Raw genomic sequence first — 17,355 nt, forward strand, 5'->3', positions numbered from 1 at the left:
AGAGGGCGGGGGAAGGGCTAGCTGAGCAGCCGCATGACGGCGTTGTCCCACTCGTCGAAGAAGCCCTCCGGCCACTCCGAGAGCATTCCGTCCGGGCCGATCGACGGGCTGATCAGCTCCGTCGCGCCCGTGCCCTGGTTGCGGAAGTAGTGCAGTACGACGTCCCCATGGGAGACGACGTCCTGTTTCGCAGCCAACCGCAGGCCGTTGAGAATGTGGTCGCTGTGCGTCTCCACGATCAGTTGGGCACCCGCCCGCGCCGCTTTGGCCATGAGGAAGGCGATCTGGGTCTGTCCGCGGGGGTGCAGGTGCGCCTCCGGGTTCTCCAGCATCAGCAGGGTTCCCGGTTGGGCGGACAGACAGGCCACGATGATCGGCAGGGTGTAGGTGAGCCCGAAACCGACGTTGGTGGGACGCCTGGGGTCAGAGGAGGACAGTCCGGCGCGTCCGCCGAAACCATAGCTCAAACGCACCAGATCGGTTCCGTCGATACCCGCCGCATCCAGACTGACGCCGGGACTGATCTCGCCCAGCCATGCTTGGACCTGGCTGAGAAGGGTCGAAGATCGTGCGCTCTCGTGGCGCAGCAGTTCTGTGGTGACGGGTGTCCTCTGGTGATGGCGCAGGTAGTTGACGGTGTGTTCACCGTGAGGGCCGAGGAACTCTTCTTCCACAGTGCTCTCGTGGGAGCGTTCGTAGGTGGTCGCGGGGGACACCCGGTCCGCACGCAGGTACTGGAAGGTCCCGGGGCCGCGGAGGAACAGGCGGGTACCAGGATCAGGAAAAGCACGTTTCGTCGGTGGACCCGAGCGGGCGGACAGCAAGGGTAGGACATCGGCGTCGCCCACATAGCCGAAGACCCACTCCTGGTTTCTGCCAAGCCCGGACAGCTGAATGCGGACGTAGGGACCCTGGGCGGTTTCCGTGTCCTCCAGCCAGTCGGAATGCAGGACGTCCCGACCGGTTCCCAGTTCGGCAAGGGAACCGTTGAGCAGAAGGCCTCCATGCCCGGGCCTGGGATGGTAATGCAGGCTGGTGGACTGACGCAGTGCCGCGATGGCCTGGAGGACGGTGCTCTTTCCCGACGAGTTGAGTCCGGTGAGCAGGGTGAGACCGCCCAGGGGGATCCGGAGATCGCGGAAGGCCTTGAAGTTGGTCAGGGTGATCTCGTCAATCATCCTCGGGCCGCTCGAATTCGGAGAACAGGGAGTCGACGCGCGCGAAGCGCACTCGCACCCTAGCGCTGTTACCCGTGTTCGCGGAGATGGAACGCTCGAACTCGGGCTCCTCCAACAGGGTGGCGAGAGCCTCGTTCACCTGCTCCCTGCGGTCGACCAGCCTCTGGATCGACAGGTCGGTACGGCGCGCCAGATTCACCGCTATCGTGTCGAAAAGAGCCCTGTTGACCGGCTGCCGTTTTCTTTCGTCGCCGCGGTTCCGTCTACGGAAGGCATGGGCGCCGAAGATGCTTTCGGCCGCACACATCGAGCGTTCGAACCCTTTCCGCAACTCATCCTCCTCAAAGGAGGAGAGGGTGTTGAGTTCTTCCATCGCGTCCAGCAGGAACCCGTTCATGTCGGCCGCGCGGTGGTCGTCCGGCCCGTGTCTCAGGAAGGCCAGAAAGCGCAGGACCATTTCCCGATCGGACATGCGGGTGTCGGAAACGCTACCTTGGGTGGCGGCAAGGAAGGCGGGGTTCTGGGAAAGCTCCTTGAGGAGTCCCCGGGCCCGGCCTGGAACGAGCGCGTGTCGTAGCTCCTGCGGGGTGAGGGCGAGGCCACCGGCGTTGATCCGGGCGAACACGTTGGACTTCACTTCCACCGGAGTGCCGAAGCCGAGTACGTGCACGACGAGTTGCGTCTCCCGTAGCCGGGTTCTCAGCCCGCCGGGAAGGTCCTTGTACGCCGATCCCTCCAGACGCAGGTACTGGAGGTCGTGCAGCACCAGGGGCGGCTCACCGACCAACTCCGGTTCGATGAAGCGGGCCAGGGCCTTCGTCCGCTGGCTGCCGTCGATCAGCTCCCACGACTCGTCGCTGTCGGTCTCGGCGACGTAGAACGCGGGGACGGGGATTCTCAGGAGCAGGGACTCGATGAGCCTGCTCTGCATGGTCGGGGTCCATCCCCCGGCCCTGTTGTGGAGGTCGGGCGCGAACGCGAGCGTGTCCTGGCGCAATCGGCCCAGAAGCGAGTCAACGCTCAGGGTCTGGGTCGCAACGTCGATCTGGTCGGGATCGAAGGGCGCTCCGAGTCCGTTGTAGGGCTGTTCCCCCTCCTCGGCCGGATCCAGTTCGACGCTGAACCCGGACGTGTCCAGCCGTGGACGCCGACCGGAGCCCACAGCGCTCTCATCCTGGCCAGCGTCCATCGGTGCCCGCCTTCCCTGGTAAACCGTGTGTCCAGCCTCCATGATCCCAGCCGGGACGGGCGGACCACGGTATCTTCTGCCGCCCCTGTTCCGCCTGGCTGTACGTTCCCGGCTTCCGGCGGACCCCAGCTCAGTACAGGTCGTCCAGGTCACGCAGGAGAGCGCGCAGCTCGCGGGCCCGGTACGGGATCATCCGGTACGCCACCGCGTCCAACGGACTCCGCGTCTTTCGGAAGTCGTTGCAACAACTCGGAGCCTTGCAACCCTCCTGCTGCTCGTGGTCCCACAGCCGCCGGTACGGGTCGCGCACGAACCGCTCCCGCGAACCGAACGCCTCACGGACGTGTCCCGGATACAGCTCCGGATGCTGAAGCTCCAGTCGGACGATCTCGGTGTTCGCCGCCCCGGACAGCCCCGGCCGTGCGAACGGTTCACCCATCCGGTGCCTTCTCCTCGCGGGAACGCGGGCACGGATGCTTCCCGGCCGTCTACGCGGCACAGGCCCGTCTGCTGATCGTCATACCGGGATGCTGCCACAGCCAGTCCCGCCCCTCCACCTCCGGATCCAACCCCTCCACCCTCCGGAACTCCGTCTCTTCCCGACCGTAGTCGCACGGCTACCGTAAAAACGTTTTTCGTGTTAGCTTCCGGTGCAATGGGAGCGCTCCCCACCCCCCACTCCTTCCGGACACCGCCGTCCGGAGTTCGCACAGAGGAGCAGCAGTGCCCATCAACCCCCCGGTTCCCCCCGGCGCGCCCCGGACCGCGCCGCCGTCCTCCCCACCCTCCCCGCCCTCGCGCGGACCCCTCTCGCCCGCGTCGCGCCTGCGGCGGTTCCTGTACTCCGCCCTGGCCGTCGTCCTCTGCACGAGCGGCCTCTCCGCCGCCGCCGTCACCCCGGCCCGGGCCGCCGACATCGACACCGGCGCCTACTACGTCCTGCGCAACCAGCACAGCGGCCTGGTTGCCGACGTCGAGAGCGCCGGAACCCAGGAAGGCGCGCGGATCATCCAGTGGGAGCGCACCGACCGCCCCTGGCAGCAGTTCCGCTTCGTGTCGTCCGGCGACGGCTACTACCGCCTGGTCAACCGCCACAGCGGTAAGGCCGTCGACGTCTGGGAGCACTCCACCGCCAACGGCGCCGAGATCCGCCAGTTCACCGATCTCGGCAACGCCAACCAGCAGTGGCGCCCCGTGGACACCGGCGGCGGCGTCCAGCTGATCAACCGCCTCAGCGGCAAGGCCCTGGAGGTCTGGGAGTGGAGCACCACCCCGGGCGACCGCCTGTCCCAGTACGACTCCCTCGGCGGCGCCAACCAGGTCTGGGACCTGGTCCGCGTGGACGGCAACGGAGGCGGAGGCGGGGGAGACGGCGACTGCGGCAGCGGTTCCCACCACGCCGAGGCCGTCCAGAACGGCTCCACCTGGACCGCCCGCAACGGCGGTAGCACCGTCTACACCGGCGGCGACATGCTCGCCGCCATGCGCGCGGCCGTCGGCAGCCTCGACCCCGGCCGCACCTCCCAGCAGCGTGTGGTGGTGCGCGGCTCCGGCTCCATGCCCGCCAACACCTCGCTCGACCTGCCCAGCCACACCTCACTGGAGGTCTGCGGCACCGTCCACGTGTCCGGGTCGGTGGGCGCCGACCACGCCGCCGTCCGGATCCGGAACGCCCAGAACGTCTCCGTCCCCCACCTGTCCGTGACCGGCTCGCCGTACTTCGGCGTCTTCGTGCGCGGCTCGCAGAACGTGCACTTCGGCCGGATCGACCTGCGCCTGTCCAGCGGCCTGGGCATGCGCATCGACAGCCGGGGCAGCGACGCCAACCGCACCACGCGCGACATCAGCATCGACGACGTGTACGTGTCGGGCACCGACAACCACGGCGTGGAGACCTACAGCGTGGACGGGCTGGACATCGGCACGGTCACCGCCCGAGACACCGGCTACTCGGGCCTGCTGCTCAACAACACCGTCAACGCCACGGTCGACCGGGTCGACGCCGAGGGGGCCGGAACCGGAACCGGCTACGCGGCCTTCCGCATGGCCAACCGCAACGGGCGGATCGGCAGCGACCACCCGGTCAACATCCGGGTCGGCGAGGTCCGGGCCCGCGGCGGCGGCCGGGGGGTCTTCTGCGTCTCCGAGAGCGGCGGCGCGGTCATCGACCGCGTGGACATCGCCCAGACCGGCAACAACGCGGTGCTGGTCGAGAACTGCCACAACGTCACCTTCTCCGGGGGCACGATCGCCGGTCCGGGCAGCGTCCGGATCGCGGCCCGCTCGGAGTTCGCCAACACCTCGAACGTCACGTTCCAGAACCTGACGCTGGCCAACACCTCACTGGTCGAGAACCCGTGCTCGGTGAACCTGACCGTCCGCAACGTCACCTTCCAGAACAGCAGCGACCAGACCTGCTGACCACACCCTGGCCGCGGCCGGAATACACCCTGACCACACCTCGACCACACCCTCACCACGGCCGGAACGCACACTGACCACGCGTGACGCCGGGGCCCGACCCCCCGGGGCCCCGGCGTCGCCCGCCTGGAGCGGCCCGGCGGAGCCTGACACGTTTTCCTGTCGCTTCCGCTCCGCCCGCACCCACCGAGCACGGTCCCGGACCACCGGGTCAGACGCAGACCGACTCCAGCGCGCCGGACAGGGCGGCCGACGCCAGCCGGTCGAGTCCGCGCGCGGCCGCGGTCGTGTCCGTGCTGCGCGCGAGCCGCGCCGCGCAGCCGGGGGCGGTGCGCTCCTCCTCGGCGGCGGCCAGCGCCTCCACCAGCGCGGGGGTGATCCGGTCCAGCTCGGCGCGCACTCCGGCCAGGTCCGGCGCCTGCTCGGGCCGCCGGTCGGCCTGCGCGTACCACTGGGCGTGCAGGCCGCGCTGGACCACCTTGTTGGCCTCCATCTGGTCGCGCGTGACCGCCACGGTGGAGGCCGGGTCCGCGCCGAGTTCGGACGCCCGCCGCTCGACGGCGGCCAGGACCCGCGCCTCGCGCTCGGGGGCCTCGACGGGGTCGCCGGTGTGCCACTTGGCCGCGGCCACCCTCGGAGCGGTGTCGAGGCGGTCGGCGGACAGGAGCACGACCGCCTCCAGGCCGTTCGGCGGTGCGGACGACGCGGCGGCGGTGGAAGAGGCCAGGAGCAGGGCCGCGACGGCGGCGGCGAGGGTGGCTGCTGTGCGCATGGACGAGGACCCCGGGGCGACGGCGGGAACGGCGGGACCCCCGTATCCTAGCCCTGTGTGTCGAGTCGAATGCACAGAGTGCCGACCCGGTGTGCGTTCCCTTTCCCGACGCGCCGTGTCCGTCTATCCTTCGGGCAGCGGTAACCGCCCCGACAACAGGCAGCGGCGGCCCCAGCGGTCGCCGGACCGCCGTCGTCCCCGTGATTCCCGCGCCCCCGCGACCGCCGAGCCCCCGTGACCGCCCGCCCCGGCGGGCCGACCTTGAGGACCGAACCCGTGCAGATCCTCGAACCCGTCACCCCCGACACCGTCCTCCGGCGCTTCCGCGCCACCCACCCGTTGGAGGACGAGGTCTCCCGCGCCACCAACACGTACGCCGAGAGCGCCCTGACCCTGGCCACCCGCCAGCTCGGCGGGACGTGGCACCGGGTCGCCCTGGACCGCGCGGACGTCCTGTCCGTGCTCCTGCCCTGGCACACGGGCGAGTACGGGGAGCGCGAACTCGTCCCTCCGGCCGGGGCGACCGTCGCCGAGACCCTGGGCACGCTCACCGACTGGCGCCGGGAGTACCCCGCCAGCAACCCGGTGTGCTGGGGCAAGCTGGACTGGCACACCGGCGCGGCCCACGCGCCGCTGTTCCTGAGTTCGCGCGCCCTCGACCACCCCTTCTACGAGCGGTTCGAACGCACGGACGCGGTGACCCACCTGGACGGCCTGCACCGCATGCTCGCCTGGGCGCTGGCGGACCGGCTCCCCTCGCGCCCCGTTCTGGAGGCCTACCTGGCCGGTCCCCTGCCCGGCCCGGACGCCCCCTCCGCGGCCCGGCCCGCCGAGACGGCCCCAGCCGAGGCCACCGCCGACACCAAGGACGCTTGACCCCGAGGGGCCGAACCCCCCGGTTCCGCCAACGCGCGAACGCCCGGGGCAAGGGGCGCGCCAACACTTGTCCAGGAGTCGGTAGCGGCTTGGGAGAGCTGTTAGTCCGCGCAGGTCATGGCGGGTAGGGGGTGGGCGGACAGCGTTGGGGCACCCGCCCCTCGACCACGCGAACCACTAGGGGGACACCGTGGCACGCGATCGCACACCCGCAGACCTGATCGGGCACCACGTCCTCGATCGGGAGGGCCACAACGTCGGCAAGATCAACCAGGTCTACCTCGACGACAACACCGACCAGCCGAGCTGGGTGTCCGTGCACACCGGCCTGTTCGGCAGGCACGAGACCCTCGTCCCGCTCCAGGGCTCCCAGCCCGTGGAGGAGGACATCCGGGTCCCCTACGACAAGTCCGTCGTCAAGGACGCCCCGCACGTCGACGCCGACCGGCACATCTCTCCCGAGGAGGAGCAGACGGTCCGCCAGTACTACGCGCAGCACGGCGGCCCCCCGATGCGGGGCGAGGAGACCGAGATGGGCCGCGGCCCCGGGCCGCAGACCACCGGTCGGGAGGACATGGCCGGGGGAGCCGCCGGAGGCGCGGCGGGGGGCATGGCCGGCGGTATGGCCGGTGACGCCGCCATGCGCGACCGCGACGCCGGTATGCGCGACCGCGACCCGGCGATGGCGGACGAGCACGACGACATCTCGATGACGCGCTCGGAGGAGCGCGTGGACATCGGCGTGGAGCGGCGCGAGGCCGGTCACGCCCGCATGCACAAGTACGTCGAGACCGAGCAGTTCGACGAGACGGTCCCGCTGCACCACGACGAGCTCCAGGTCGAGCGCCGCCCGGTGGACGACCCCTCCGCGGTGCGCGAGCCCCGGGAGATGGGCGAGGACGAGCAGACCTTCACGCTCTACGAGGAGCGCCCGGTCGTCTCCAAGGAAGAGGTCCCCGTCGAGGAGATCCACGTCCGCAAGCGCGACGTGACCCGTGAGGAGCACGTCCAGGGCGAGCGCCGCCGCGAGCGGGTCGAGCTGGAGGACGACGAGGGGGAGCCGCCCGCCAACACCTGACCCGGCCGCACGGCCGGGCCCGGCCGTGGCCGGAGTCGTCCCCGGACACACGGTCCGGGGACGACGCGTGCGCACCGCTGCCGCGCGCCCACACGGAGGGGGAGGTACATGACTGAGCCGGGGGACGTCAGCGAGGAGACCACCCAGGACGGGGACGAGGAGAGGGAGCGGGCCGCGGTGTCCCCGCCGCGCGGGCGCGAGGCCGGGCCCGGGCGCGGTCACACCATCGTCGTGGGCGCGGGCGTCGCCGGGCTGGCCGCCGCCGACCGGCTCGCCGAGGAGGGCGAGCGCGTCACCGTCGTGGAGGCCCGCGACCGCCTGGGCGGGCGCGTCCACTCCCTGCGCGAGTGGGACGGCACGACGGCCACCCTGGACGTGGGCGCCTCCTGGATACGCGGCGAGGAGAACAACCCCTTCGCGCGTCTGGTCCGCGAGATCGGCGTCCGCACGACCGTGTTCAACCGCTCCACCGAGACCGCCTACGACCCCAAGGGCCGCAGACTGCTCTTCGACCGCCACCGCCGCAACATGGAGGACGTCAACCTCCTGCACGAGCACATGTACTGGGACAACGTCGGGGCCACGCCGCAGGAGTCGATGGAGGAGGGCATCAAGCAGGCCCTCTACGACGCCAACCTGGTGCGGGCCAGGGCCCGCGACGCCAACGAGATCGTGCACCGCCTCGTGGAGGGCGACCACGGCGCCGACGCCGACGAGGTCGCCTTCACCGCGGTGGGGGCCCTGCACGAGTTCAGCGGTGACGACGTGGTCTTCCCGGACGGTATGGCCCAGGTCACCGACCACCTGGCCCGGGGGCTGGACCTGCGCCTGGAGCACGTGGTGCTGTCGGTCTTCCACGACGGGGACGGCGCGGGCGTACGCGTTGACACACCCGACGGGGAGGAGACCCTGACCGCGGATCGGGTCCTGGTGACGTTGCCCCTGGGCGTGCTCAAGACCGGAGGGGTCGACTTCGACCCGGCGCTGCCCGAGGACAAGGCCGGCGCCGTCCGACGCCTGGGCAGCGGCCGCCTGGAGAAGCTGTTCCTGCGCTTCGAGGAGGTCTTCTGGGGCGACGCCGAGGTCCTGGTGCACCTGGGGACCGAGGAGGGGACGTGGTTCCACTGGTACGCGGGGCAGCGGGTCATGGGGGCGCCGATCCTGATCTGCCGCAACGGGGGCAGCGCGGCCCGGTTCCTGGAGGAGAAGGACGAGGCCGACGTGGTCGGGCACGCGCTGGACTCGCTGCGCGGGCTGTTCCGCAAGGTGCCCGAACCCGTCGGCCACCACCTCACCCACTGGATGGACGACCCGTTCGCGCGGGGCAGCTTCTCCTTCACCGCCGTGGGGTCGGGGGACGAGGACCGGGTGGCGCTGGGCGAGCCGGTCGGTGAACGGCTGTTCTTCGGGGGAGAGGCGACCGAGACCGAGCACACGGCCACCGTGCACGGCGCCCTGCTCTCGGGCCGCAGGGAGGCCGAGCGCATCCTGGAGCTGTGAGCCCGCCACGGGGAGCGTCCGCGTGCGGACCGGGGGCCTGCGCCGGGGCACCGGTCAGAGCCCCAGGCGGCTCTCCACGGCCCGGATCCCCGCGCGGCAGGCGCGTTCCACCTCGCGGTGGTTGCGCAGCCGCTCCAGCAGGCGGAAGGGCCGCGGGTCCGCTTCGGGGCCGCCGTCGGAGCCGATGACTTCCAGGATCTGCCCCGTCAGCCTGCCGGTGCGCGTCCAGCGCTCCCAGCGCTCGAAGTCGGGGCTGGCCTGGTGCCCCATCACCAGGACTCGGCCGCCCCGGCCGGACAGGTCGCCGCCGTCGCGCGACCACAGTTCCACGCTCCGCCCCGGACCGGCCGACCAGTCCCGTGCGGTGACCACGTCCACGCGCACGTCCGCGCCGCGGCCCGCGCCCATGGCGGCGTCAGCACCCGTGTCCGCGCGCGGCCCGCCATCCGTGGCGGGCGCACCCGGGGCCGCTCCGGTGCGCGCGCCCGAGCCGGTGTCCGCGTCGGCGTTCGTCCCAGCGCCCGCGCCCCACCCGCGCACCAGCAGGGCGTCCTCAGAGCGGTCGCGCCTGCGCACCGCCTCCACCCGGTCGGTCCCGACCAGGGTCACCAGGGCGCGCGCCATCCACCACCAGTTCTCCTTGCGCGCCATCAGGCTCCCCGCGCGCAACCGGGTCGGCGGGTGCTTGGCCGCCTCCTGCTCCACCAGGTCGCGGCCGAACAGGCGGCCCCCCGGGTCCAGCTGCACCTGCACCGGACCCACCCCCACCAGGCCGGTGTCCGTCCCCGGCACGGGCGCGGTCAGGCTGAACGCGGCGCGTTCGCCGAGCGCGTCCACCAGGTCCAGGTGGGCCAGCGGAAGGGCCGCGCACGGAGTCCCGCCGTCCGAAAGCGGCACCACCGGGACGCTCACCGGCAAACCCAGCGGAGTCACCCAGGAGAGCTCACCGACGGCCGAACGCCGCCAGACCGTGGCGAAATCTTCCACATACTTCCTTTTCTGTGATGTGTGACTCATGTTAATTTCTCGGGACTGTACCCGAACCGCCTGGACAGAGCACCCGCAGGTCCCGCCCACCCGGTCCGCACACCGGAAAGAAGGAACTCCCCGATGCCCGCTGTAGCAGTACTGCTCGGCACCCTGGCGATCTTCGCGCTGGCGTACCGCTTCTACTCGGCCTACCTGGCCAAACGGGTCTACGCCCTCGACCCCTCCTTCACCACGCCCGCGCACACGCTCCAGGACGGTGTGGACTACGTCCCCACCAACAAGCACATCGTCCTCGCGCACCACTTCATCTCCGTGGCGGGCGCCGCGCCCATCGTCGGCCCGGCGATCGGTGTGTTCTGGGGCTGGGGACCCGCCCTGCTCTGGGTCATCCTGGGCACCATCTTCGGGTCGGGCGCCCACGACTTCGGTTCGATCGTGGTCTCGCTGCGCAGCAAGGGCCGCAGCATCGGAACCCTGGCGGGCGACGTCATCGGGTCCCGGGCGCGCATCCTGTTCCTGCTGATCATCTTCTTCCTGGTGACCCTGGTGAACGCGGTGTTCGCCATCGTCATCGCCGGGCTGTTCGTGAGCACGCCCGAGGCGGTGCTGCCCACCCTGGTCACCATCCCGCTGGCCATCGCCGTGGGCCAGGTGGTCTACCGCCGCCGCACCGCCGCACTGCTCCCCTCGATCATCGCGCTGCTCCTGGTCTACGCCTGCATCCCGCTGGGGCAGATCCTGCCGATCAGCCTCGCGCCGGTCGCCGAGGCCACGGGGATCACGGAGAACCTGCTGTGGATCGTGATCGTGTTCGCCTACGCGTTCGTGGCCTCCCGCCTGCCGGTGTGGCTGCTGCTCCAGCCGCGCGACTACATCAACCAGCAGCAGATGGTCGTGGCGCTGCTGGTCATCATGGTCGGCGTGATCGTGGGCATGGACACGATCGCTGCGCCGCTCTTCCGCGACACCCCGGCGGGCTCCCCGCCGATCTTCCCGCTGCTGTTCATCACCATCGCCTGCGGCGCGGTCTCGGGCTTCCACAGCCTGGTCGCCTCCGGGACCACCTCCAAACAGATCGACAAGGAGACCGACGCGCGCTACGTCGGCTACCTCAGCTCCCTGGGGGAGGGCACGCTGGCGCTGTGCTCGATCCTGGCCTGCACCGCGGGCGTCATGGTCTACTCCGCCAACACCGGTGCCGAGTGGGGCACCCTCTACGTCGACTGGGAGGCCGCCTCCGCCGACCCGCAGGGCATGTTCATCCAGGGCGTGGCGGGCTTCGCCTCCAACATCGGCGTCCCCGAGAGCACCGCACTGGTCTTCGGCGCCCTGGTGATCGTCAGCTTCGCCGTCACCACCCTGGACACCGCGGTCCGGCTCAAGCGCTACATCATCCAGGAGATCGCCACGATCGCCGCCGACCGCTTCTCCACCGGCAGCGCGCCGCACCGGGCGATGTCCTTCCTGGCCCGCAACATCACCGTCGCCACGCTCGTCGCGGTGCTCATCCCCCTCGCCCTGACCCTGGTCCCGGGCGACTTCGCCGTGGGCACCCTGTGGCTGCTGTTCGGCACCACCAACCAGCTCACCGCGGGCCTGGCCCTGTCGGTCATCGCCGTCTGGGTCACCAAGCGCCACCGCAACCCGGTCATGATCCTCATCCCGCTGGTGTTCCTGGTCGCCATGACCGTCTGGGCGCTGGTCATCCAGCTCCGCGACTTCGCGGTCTCGGGCGACGCGATGCAGACCTTCCTGCTCGCGCCGCTGGACGGCGTCATCCTGCTGCTGGCCCTGTGGATGATGGTCGAGGCCGCCATCGCCCTGAACAAGGCGCGCAAGAGCCCGCCGGTCGCCGAGGTCGCGACCGAGGAGACCACCGCCGGGAGGGACGAGGGTGAGGTCAGGTAACCGCCGCGCCCGGGGCGCCACCCCGTGAGCGCACCGGGCACCGGCGCCGGGCCCCCGCCGGGGGCCTGGCGCCGCGCCGTCGCCGCCTGGCGCCGCTTCGAGGACTTCCACCAGCAGGTCTTCGAGGCGCGCTGGGGGCACGCGCGCCGACGCGAGGCCCGCACCCAGCAGGACACCCTGCGGGCCCTGCTCATGCTGGAGAGCCTGGGAGTGGACAACCCCGTCGCCTACGAGGCCCTCGACCTCATCCCGTACATGGTCGCCGACCTGCACGAGTGGCACCAGAGGATGGGCCGCAGGGAGTTCGGAGCCCCCGGAGGCTGCTGTTGACCGAGTCCGCGACCGGCCCCGCCGCGCCGATCACCTTCTTCGGCGGCAAGGGCGGGGTCGGCAAGACCACCCTGGCCGCCGCGCACGCGCTGGCCCTGGCCGACGCCGGGCAGCGGGTGCTGGTGCTCTCGACCGACCCCGCCCACTCGCTCGGCGACGCCCTGGAGGCACCGCTCGGGGACGAGCCCGTCCCGGTCGCGCCCGGCCTGTGGGCCGCCGAGCCCGACGCCGACGCCGCCGTGCGCCGCCGGATCGCCCAGGTGCTCCGGGACGCCGAGCGGGCCGTCCCGCCCGAGGTGATGCCCGCCGTGCGCCGCCACCTGGAACAGGCCGGGGCCAGTCCCGGCATGGCCGAGTCCGCCCTGGCCGACCTGCTCGTGGACCGCATGGAGGAGGTGGGTCGGCGCTGGGACGCCCTGGTCGTGGACAGCGCCCCCACCGGGCACCTGCTGCGCCTGCTCAACCTGCCGACGCTCCTGACCCCCTGGGTGGTGGGCCTGACCCGCCAGCGCGAGCGGGCCCGCCGCGCCGAGGCCTTCGCCGACGTCGTCAGCGGCCCGCAGGAGGAGGCCGACCCCCTCACCGAGCGCCTGCACGCGCGCCGCCACCGCCTGGAGCGCGCCGCCGAACGCCTGCGCCGGGACGCCCGGGTGCGCCTGGTGACCCTGCCCCGCCGCATGGTGCTGGCCGAGACCGCCCGCGCCGTCGAACAGCTCACCGGGGCCGGGTTCCGGCTCGAACCCGTGGTCGTCAACCAGATCCCGCGCGGGGACGCCGCGGGACCCGACACCGCCGAGGCCCTGGCCGCCACCCGCGAGCGCTTCGCCCGCCTGGGAACGGTGGAGGTCCCGCTCCAGGACACCGAGCCCACCGGTCCCGAACGCCTGCGCCGCCTGGCCGCCCTGCTCGCCGCCCGCTGAAGGGGAGCCCGCGGCAGGGGAGAGGCGGCCGGGCCCCGGCAGGGGAACCCCGCCGGGCCGCCCCGCGTTGGACGGTGGTGAGGGGTCGCGGCCGGGGAGGCCGCAAAGCGTACACGGTACGATCGGGGTGCGGCCGCCCTCCGACCAGGGCGGGTGGATCCACGATGGCGGGAAACGACCCTCCCGCCCGTTATCGTTGGCGCCATGGGGCGATCCGCGCAAGAAGGCAGACACACGGCGGGGGGCGATGTGGTCAGCCCGGCGGTCAGTGACCGCGTCTGGACGGTTCCCAACCTACTGAGCATGCTCCGGCTTCTGGGCGTGCCCCTGTTCCTGTGGCTCGTGCTGGTGCCCCAGGCCGACTGGTGGGCCCTGCTCGTGCTGGCCCTGGCGGGCCTGAGCGACTGGCTCGACGGCAAGATCGCCCGCGCCTGGAACCAGACCTCGCGCCTGGGGACCGTGCTCGACCCCCTCGCGGACCGGCTCTACATCTTCGCCGCCCTGCTCGGCCTGGTCATCCGCGGCATCGTGCCCTGGTGGCTCATGGGCATCCTCGTGCTGCGCGACGTCCTCATCCTGGGCGCCCTGCCGCTCCTGCGCCACTTCGGCTACGGGCCCCTGCCGGTCAACTTCGCGGGCAAGGCCGCCACGCTGTGCCTCCTGTACTCGTTCCCGCTGCTGTTCCTCGCTGGTTACGCCACGATCGCCGCGGATGTGGCGAGAATTATAGGTTGGGCCTTCGCGCTCTGGGGAACTGCTCTGTACTGGTGGGCCGGACTGCTCTACGCCGTACAGGGACTGCGCCTGATGGCCCAGACCCGCCGCGACGAAGGCGCTGATCGCACCGGCGGCCCCAGGGCCGTGGGCGACAGCGACCCCGTACGCGGTCACACCCAGGACCGACTCGGTCCAGCCGCACCGGCGACCGCTGACGGCGACCCCGGCGCGGCCGCCGAGGGCGCGGACCGACCGAGCCGCCCGGACCAGGGGCGGATCGGCCCCTGATCCGCACGCGGACCGGCTCACCACGAGTCCTGTCGGATCGAGAGGGAGTGTCGTCTCCGCATGAGAACATGTCCCGCCGCCCGCAAGGGCGTGCGCTCCGAACACCGTCCCCCCGCGGCGCGCACCGGCGGCCCAGCGGTACGGAGGTACCGGCGATGAGCCAGGCCGCAGACACCACCCCGGAGGCCGCCGCGCCTCCGATGAAGGCCGTCGTGATGGCGGGCGGCGAGGGAACCCGCCTGCGCCCCATGACCGCCAACCAGCCCAAACCGCTTCTGCCGGTGGTCAACAAGCCCATCATGGAGCACGTGCTGCGCCTGCTGCGCAAGCACGGCTTCACCGAGACCGTGGTCACCGTGCAGTTCCTGGCCACCCTCATCCGCAACTACTTCGGCGACGGCGAGGACCTGGGCATGAAGCTCAGCTACGTCGCCGAGGAGGTTCCGCTCGGCACGGCGGGCAGCGTCAAGAACGCCGAGGAGCACCTGCGCGGAGAGCCCTTCATCGTCATCTCCGGCGACGCCCTGACCGACATCGACCTGACCGACATGGTCCGCTTCCACCGCGAGAGCGGCGCCAAGGTCACCATCGGACTCAAGCGGGTGGAGAACCCGCTGGAGTTCGGCATCATCATCGTCGACGAGCAGGGGCGCGTCCAGCGCTTCCTGGAGAAGCCCACCTGGGGCCAGGTCTTCTCCGACACCGTCAACACCGGCATCTACATCATGGAGCCGGAGGTCCTCGAACGTGTCGCCGCGGGCGAGGTCGTCGACTGGTCCGGCGACGTCTTCCCCCAGCTGCTGGAGGAGGGCGAGCCCCTCTACGGCTACATCGCCGACGGCTACTGGGAGGACGTGGGCACCCACGAGAGCTACCTCAGCGCCCAGGCCGACGTGCTCTCGGGCAAGGTGGACGTGGACATCGACGGCTTCGAGGTCTCGCCGGGGGTGTGGGTCGGCGAGGGCGCCGAGGTCCACCCCGAGGCCGTCCTCAAGGGCCCGCTCTACATCGGCGACTACGCCAAGGTCGAGGCGGGCGCCGAACTGCGCGAGTTCACCGTGGTCGGCAGCAACACCGTCGTGCGCTCGGAGGCCTTCGCCCACCGCACCGTCCTGCACGACAACGTGTTCATCGGCCGCGGCGCCAACCTGCGCGGCGCCGTCATCGGCAAGAACACCGACGTCATGGCGGCCGCCCGGATCGAGGAGGGCGCGGTCGTGGGCGAGGACTGCGTCGTCGAGTCCGAGGCCTACCTGCACAACGACGTCAAGGTCTACCCGTTCAAGACCATCGAGGCCGGGGCGGTGGTCAGCACCAACGTCATCTGGGAGTCGCGCGGGCAGCGCTCGCTGTTCGGCCCCAGGGGCGTGTCCGGCCTGATCAACGTGGAGATCACCCCGGAACTGGCGGTGCGCCTGGCCAACGCCTACGCCACCACCCTGAAGAAGGGCGCGATCGTCACCACCTCGCGTGACGTCTCGCGCGCCGCCCGCACGCTCAAGCGCGCGATCATCAGCGCGCTCACGGCGGCCGCCATCGAGGTGCGCGACCTGGAGGTGGTGCCGCTGCCCGTGGCCCGCTTCCACACCTCCCAGAGCGGCGTCAGCGGCGGCATCACGGTGCGCACCACCCCTGGGGACCCCGAGTCGGTCGACATCCTGTTCCTGGACGGCGACGGCGCCGACCTGTCGCCCGGCGCCCAGCGCAAGCTCGACCGGGTCTTCTCCCGCGCCGAGTACCGCCGGGCCTTCCCCGGGGAGATCGGCGAGCTGACCTTCCCGTCGCGCAATGTGGAGAGCTACTCCCACGAGCTGCTGCGCAAGGTGGACACCTCCGGCGTCGCCGAGGCCGAGCTCAAGGTCGTGGTGGACTGCGCCGGGGGCAGCGGCTCGCTCATTCTGCCCTCCCTGCTGGGCCGGATCGGCGTGGACGTGCTCACCGTCAACAACCGGCTGGACGAGTCCTCGCCCACCGACACCGTCGCCAAGCAGAACCGCGACCTGGCCCGGCTGGGCGAGCTGGTCTCGGGCTCCGGCGCCGACTTCGGCGTGCGCTTCGACCCCGTGGCCGAACGGCTCTCCATCGTGGACGAGAGCGGCGACCTGGTCCACAGCGACCGGGCCCTGCTGGTCGTCCTGGAGCTGGTCTGCGCCGAGTACGGGACCGGGACGGTGGCACTGCCCGTCACCACCACCCGCGTCGCCGAGACCGTGGCCGCCTCGCACGGGGTCAAGGTCCACTGGACGGCCACGGCCACCGACGAGCTGACCAAGGCGGTCCAGGCCCAGGACGACGTCATCTTCGCGGGCGACGGCCGCGGCGGGTTCATCGTGCCGCGGTTCAGCCCCACCAGCGACGCCATCGCCGCCTTCGTGCGGCTGCTGTCTCTGGTGGCCAGGACCCGCCGCTCGCTGAGCCAGATCGACCGCACGATCCCCCAGGCGCACCTGCTGCGCCGTTCGGTGCCCACCCCGTGGGCGGTCAAGGGGAGCGTGATGCGCGCCGTCGTGGAGGCGGCTGGCGGCCGCGAACTCGACACCACCGACGGCGTCCGGGTGATCGAGCCGGACGGAAGCTGGGCCCTGGTCCTCCCCGACACCGCGGAGGCCGTCACCCATCTTTGGGCCGAAGGTCCCAACTCCGACACCGCGCACCGTCTGCTGGACGAGTGGGCGGCCGTCGTGGAACGGGCCGAGGGCTGAGGCGGGCCGCGCGGGCGCGGGCGGGTCCTCCGTCCGCGCCCGCGCGGTGCGTGGCCCCGGTGTCACGCACTGTGCGCGGGCGCGGCCCCTACCGTGCGTGACGCCGCGGGTTAAAATGGGCATACAGGCAGGTCGTGGCGGTTCGGTGAAGTCGGTGCGAATCCAGGGGGATCCGTGGAGAACCAAATCCTCCGACACGGCATCAGCACCAGGACAGGCGTGTTGCCCCGATCCGGCCCTCCGCCGTCGCCGGACACCCTCCGCGACGACGGGCACACCGCTCGGCGATCCGTTCCAGGCGGGCCGTCCACAGCGGACGGGGGAGGAGCAAAACCCTTCCTGGACAGGGATATGGTTTAAAGTCGAGTGTTCCCCGAAGCGCCGCGTCGCCCACCGGACCGGGTATCCCGGCAACGGCGGACACCCTCGCCGGTGGTGACAAGGAGTGCGACACGGGGGATGAGACCTAGCGACCGACCGCGTGAG

At 71.4% G+C, this 17,355-nt stretch carries 14 protein-coding genes; 9 read left to right on the top strand and 5 right to left on the bottom strand.

Features of this window, described 5'->3' with window-relative positions; translation table 11 throughout:
- Positions 1–17: 17 nt before the first annotated feature.
- The 3 genes from AC0VX6_RS11020 to AC0VX6_RS11030 all read right to left on the bottom strand — a co-directional run bounded on the left by AC0VX6_RS11020 (position 18) and on the right by AC0VX6_RS11030 (position 2,806).
- Complete coding sequence (locus AC0VX6_RS11020) at positions 18–1,178, bottom strand: AAA family ATPase (RefSeq protein WP_475468457.1); 1,161 nt, start codon at positions 1,176–1,178, stop codon at positions 18–20.
- Positions 1,171–2,367 (bottom strand): DUF262 domain-containing protein, encoded by a 1,197-nt coding sequence (locus AC0VX6_RS11025; protein WP_475468458.1) that lies wholly within the window; start codon positions 2,365–2,367, stop codon positions 1,171–1,173. The genes AC0VX6_RS11020 and AC0VX6_RS11025 overlap by 8 nt, the downstream gene beginning before the upstream one ends.
- Positions 2,368–2,497: 130 nt before the next feature.
- On the bottom strand, positions 2,498–2,806 hold the full coding sequence (locus AC0VX6_RS11030; protein WP_475468460.1) for a hypothetical protein: 309 nt from the start codon (positions 2,804–2,806) through the stop codon (positions 2,498–2,500).
- A gap of 284 nt (positions 2,807–3,090) precedes the next feature.
- Here AC0VX6_RS11030 and AC0VX6_RS11035 point away from each other — a divergent pair, with 284 nt between their 5' ends.
- Positions 3,091–4,788, top strand: a complete 1,698-nt coding sequence (locus AC0VX6_RS11035) for an RICIN domain-containing protein (protein ID WP_475468462.1) — start codon at positions 3,091–3,093, stop codon at positions 4,786–4,788.
- Positions 4,789–4,999: 211 nt separating this feature from the next.
- Here the strand turns inward: AC0VX6_RS11035 and aroQ are convergent, their stop codons facing one another.
- Positions 5,000–5,560 (bottom strand): gamma subclass chorismate mutase AroQ, encoded by a 561-nt coding sequence (aroQ, locus tag AC0VX6_RS11040; protein ID WP_475468463.1) that lies wholly within the window; start codon positions 5,558–5,560, stop codon positions 5,000–5,002.
- Positions 5,561–5,836: 276 nt separating this feature from the next.
- On the opposite strand from aroQ, the gene AC0VX6_RS11045 reads away from it, so the two are divergent.
- From AC0VX6_RS11045 to AC0VX6_RS11055, 3 genes are all read left to right on the top strand, one after another.
- A complete protein-coding gene (locus AC0VX6_RS11045) occupies positions 5,837–6,436 on the top strand; it encodes a DUF6309 family protein (protein ID WP_475468465.1) in 600 nt (199 codons plus the stop codon).
- 190 nt (positions 6,437–6,626) lie between these two features.
- Complete coding sequence (locus AC0VX6_RS11050; protein ID WP_475468466.1) at positions 6,627–7,514, top strand: PRC and DUF2382 domain-containing protein; 888 nt, start codon at positions 6,627–6,629, stop codon at positions 7,512–7,514.
- A gap of 108 nt (positions 7,515–7,622) precedes the next feature.
- On the top strand, positions 7,623–9,014 hold the full coding sequence (locus AC0VX6_RS11055) for a flavin monoamine oxidase family protein (RefSeq protein WP_475468467.1): 1,392 nt from the start codon (positions 7,623–7,625) through the stop codon (positions 9,012–9,014).
- A 54-nt stretch (positions 9,015–9,068) separates the two neighbouring features.
- Here the strand turns inward: AC0VX6_RS11055 and AC0VX6_RS11060 are convergent, their stop codons facing one another.
- On the bottom strand, positions 9,069–10,001 hold the full coding sequence (locus AC0VX6_RS11060; RefSeq protein WP_475468469.1) for a hypothetical protein: 933 nt from the start codon (positions 9,999–10,001) through the stop codon (positions 9,069–9,071).
- A 123-nt stretch (positions 10,002–10,124) separates the two neighbouring features.
- Between AC0VX6_RS11060 and AC0VX6_RS11065 the strand changes: the two genes are divergently transcribed.
- From AC0VX6_RS11065 to AC0VX6_RS11085, 5 genes are all read left to right on the top strand, one after another.
- A complete protein-coding gene (locus tag AC0VX6_RS11065; RefSeq protein ID WP_475468470.1) occupies positions 10,125–11,912 on the top strand; it encodes a carbon starvation CstA family protein in 1,788 nt (595 codons plus the stop codon).
- Positions 11,913–11,936: 24 nt separating this feature from the next.
- Complete coding sequence (locus AC0VX6_RS11070; protein WP_475468472.1) at positions 11,937–12,242, top strand: cory-CC-star protein; 306 nt, start codon at positions 11,937–11,939, stop codon at positions 12,240–12,242.
- A complete protein-coding gene (locus AC0VX6_RS11075) occupies positions 12,239–13,162 on the top strand; it encodes an ArsA family ATPase (RefSeq protein ID WP_475468474.1) in 924 nt (307 codons plus the stop codon). The genes AC0VX6_RS11070 and AC0VX6_RS11075 overlap by 4 nt, the downstream gene beginning before the upstream one ends.
- A 249-nt stretch (positions 13,163–13,411) precedes the next feature.
- Complete coding sequence (gene clsA / locus AC0VX6_RS11080) at positions 13,412–14,167, top strand: cardiolipin synthase ClsA (protein WP_274978116.1); 756 nt, start codon at positions 13,412–13,414, stop codon at positions 14,165–14,167.
- Between the two features lie 200 nt (positions 14,168–14,367).
- On the top strand, positions 14,368–16,869 hold the full coding sequence (locus AC0VX6_RS11085) for a mannose-1-phosphate guanyltransferase (protein ID WP_274978117.1): 2,502 nt from the start codon (positions 14,368–14,370) through the stop codon (positions 16,867–16,869).
- Positions 16,870–17,355 lie beyond the last annotated feature (486 nt).

This window comes from Nocardiopsis sp. iso_25 (assembly GCF_056173305.1).

Excerpts from the sequence above, each read along its gene's own strand:
- AC0VX6_RS11020 (WP_475468457.1), bottom strand. The coding sequence starts at position 1,178 with ATGATTGACGAGATCACCCTGACCAACTTCAAGGCCTTCCGCGATCTC.
- AC0VX6_RS11025 (WP_475468458.1), bottom strand. The coding sequence starts at position 2,367 with ATGGACGCTGGCCAGGATGAGAGCGCTGTGGGCTCCGGTCGGCGTCCA.
- AC0VX6_RS11030 (WP_475468460.1), bottom strand. The coding sequence starts at position 2,806 with ATGGGTGAACCGTTCGCACGGCCGGGGCTGTCCGGGGCGGCGAACACC.
- aroQ (WP_475468463.1), bottom strand. The coding sequence starts at position 5,560 with ATGCGCACAGCAGCCACCCTCGCCGCCGCCGTCGCGGCCCTGCTCCTG.
- AC0VX6_RS11055 (WP_475468467.1), top strand. The coding sequence starts at position 7,623 with ATGACTGAGCCGGGGGACGTCAGCGAGGAGACCACCCAGGACGGGGAC.
- AC0VX6_RS11065 (WP_475468470.1), top strand. The coding sequence starts at position 10,125 with ATGCCCGCTGTAGCAGTACTGCTCGGCACCCTGGCGATCTTCGCGCTG.
- AC0VX6_RS11085 (WP_274978117.1), top strand. The coding sequence starts at position 14,368 with ATGAAGGCCGTCGTGATGGCGGGCGGCGAGGGAACCCGCCTGCGCCCC.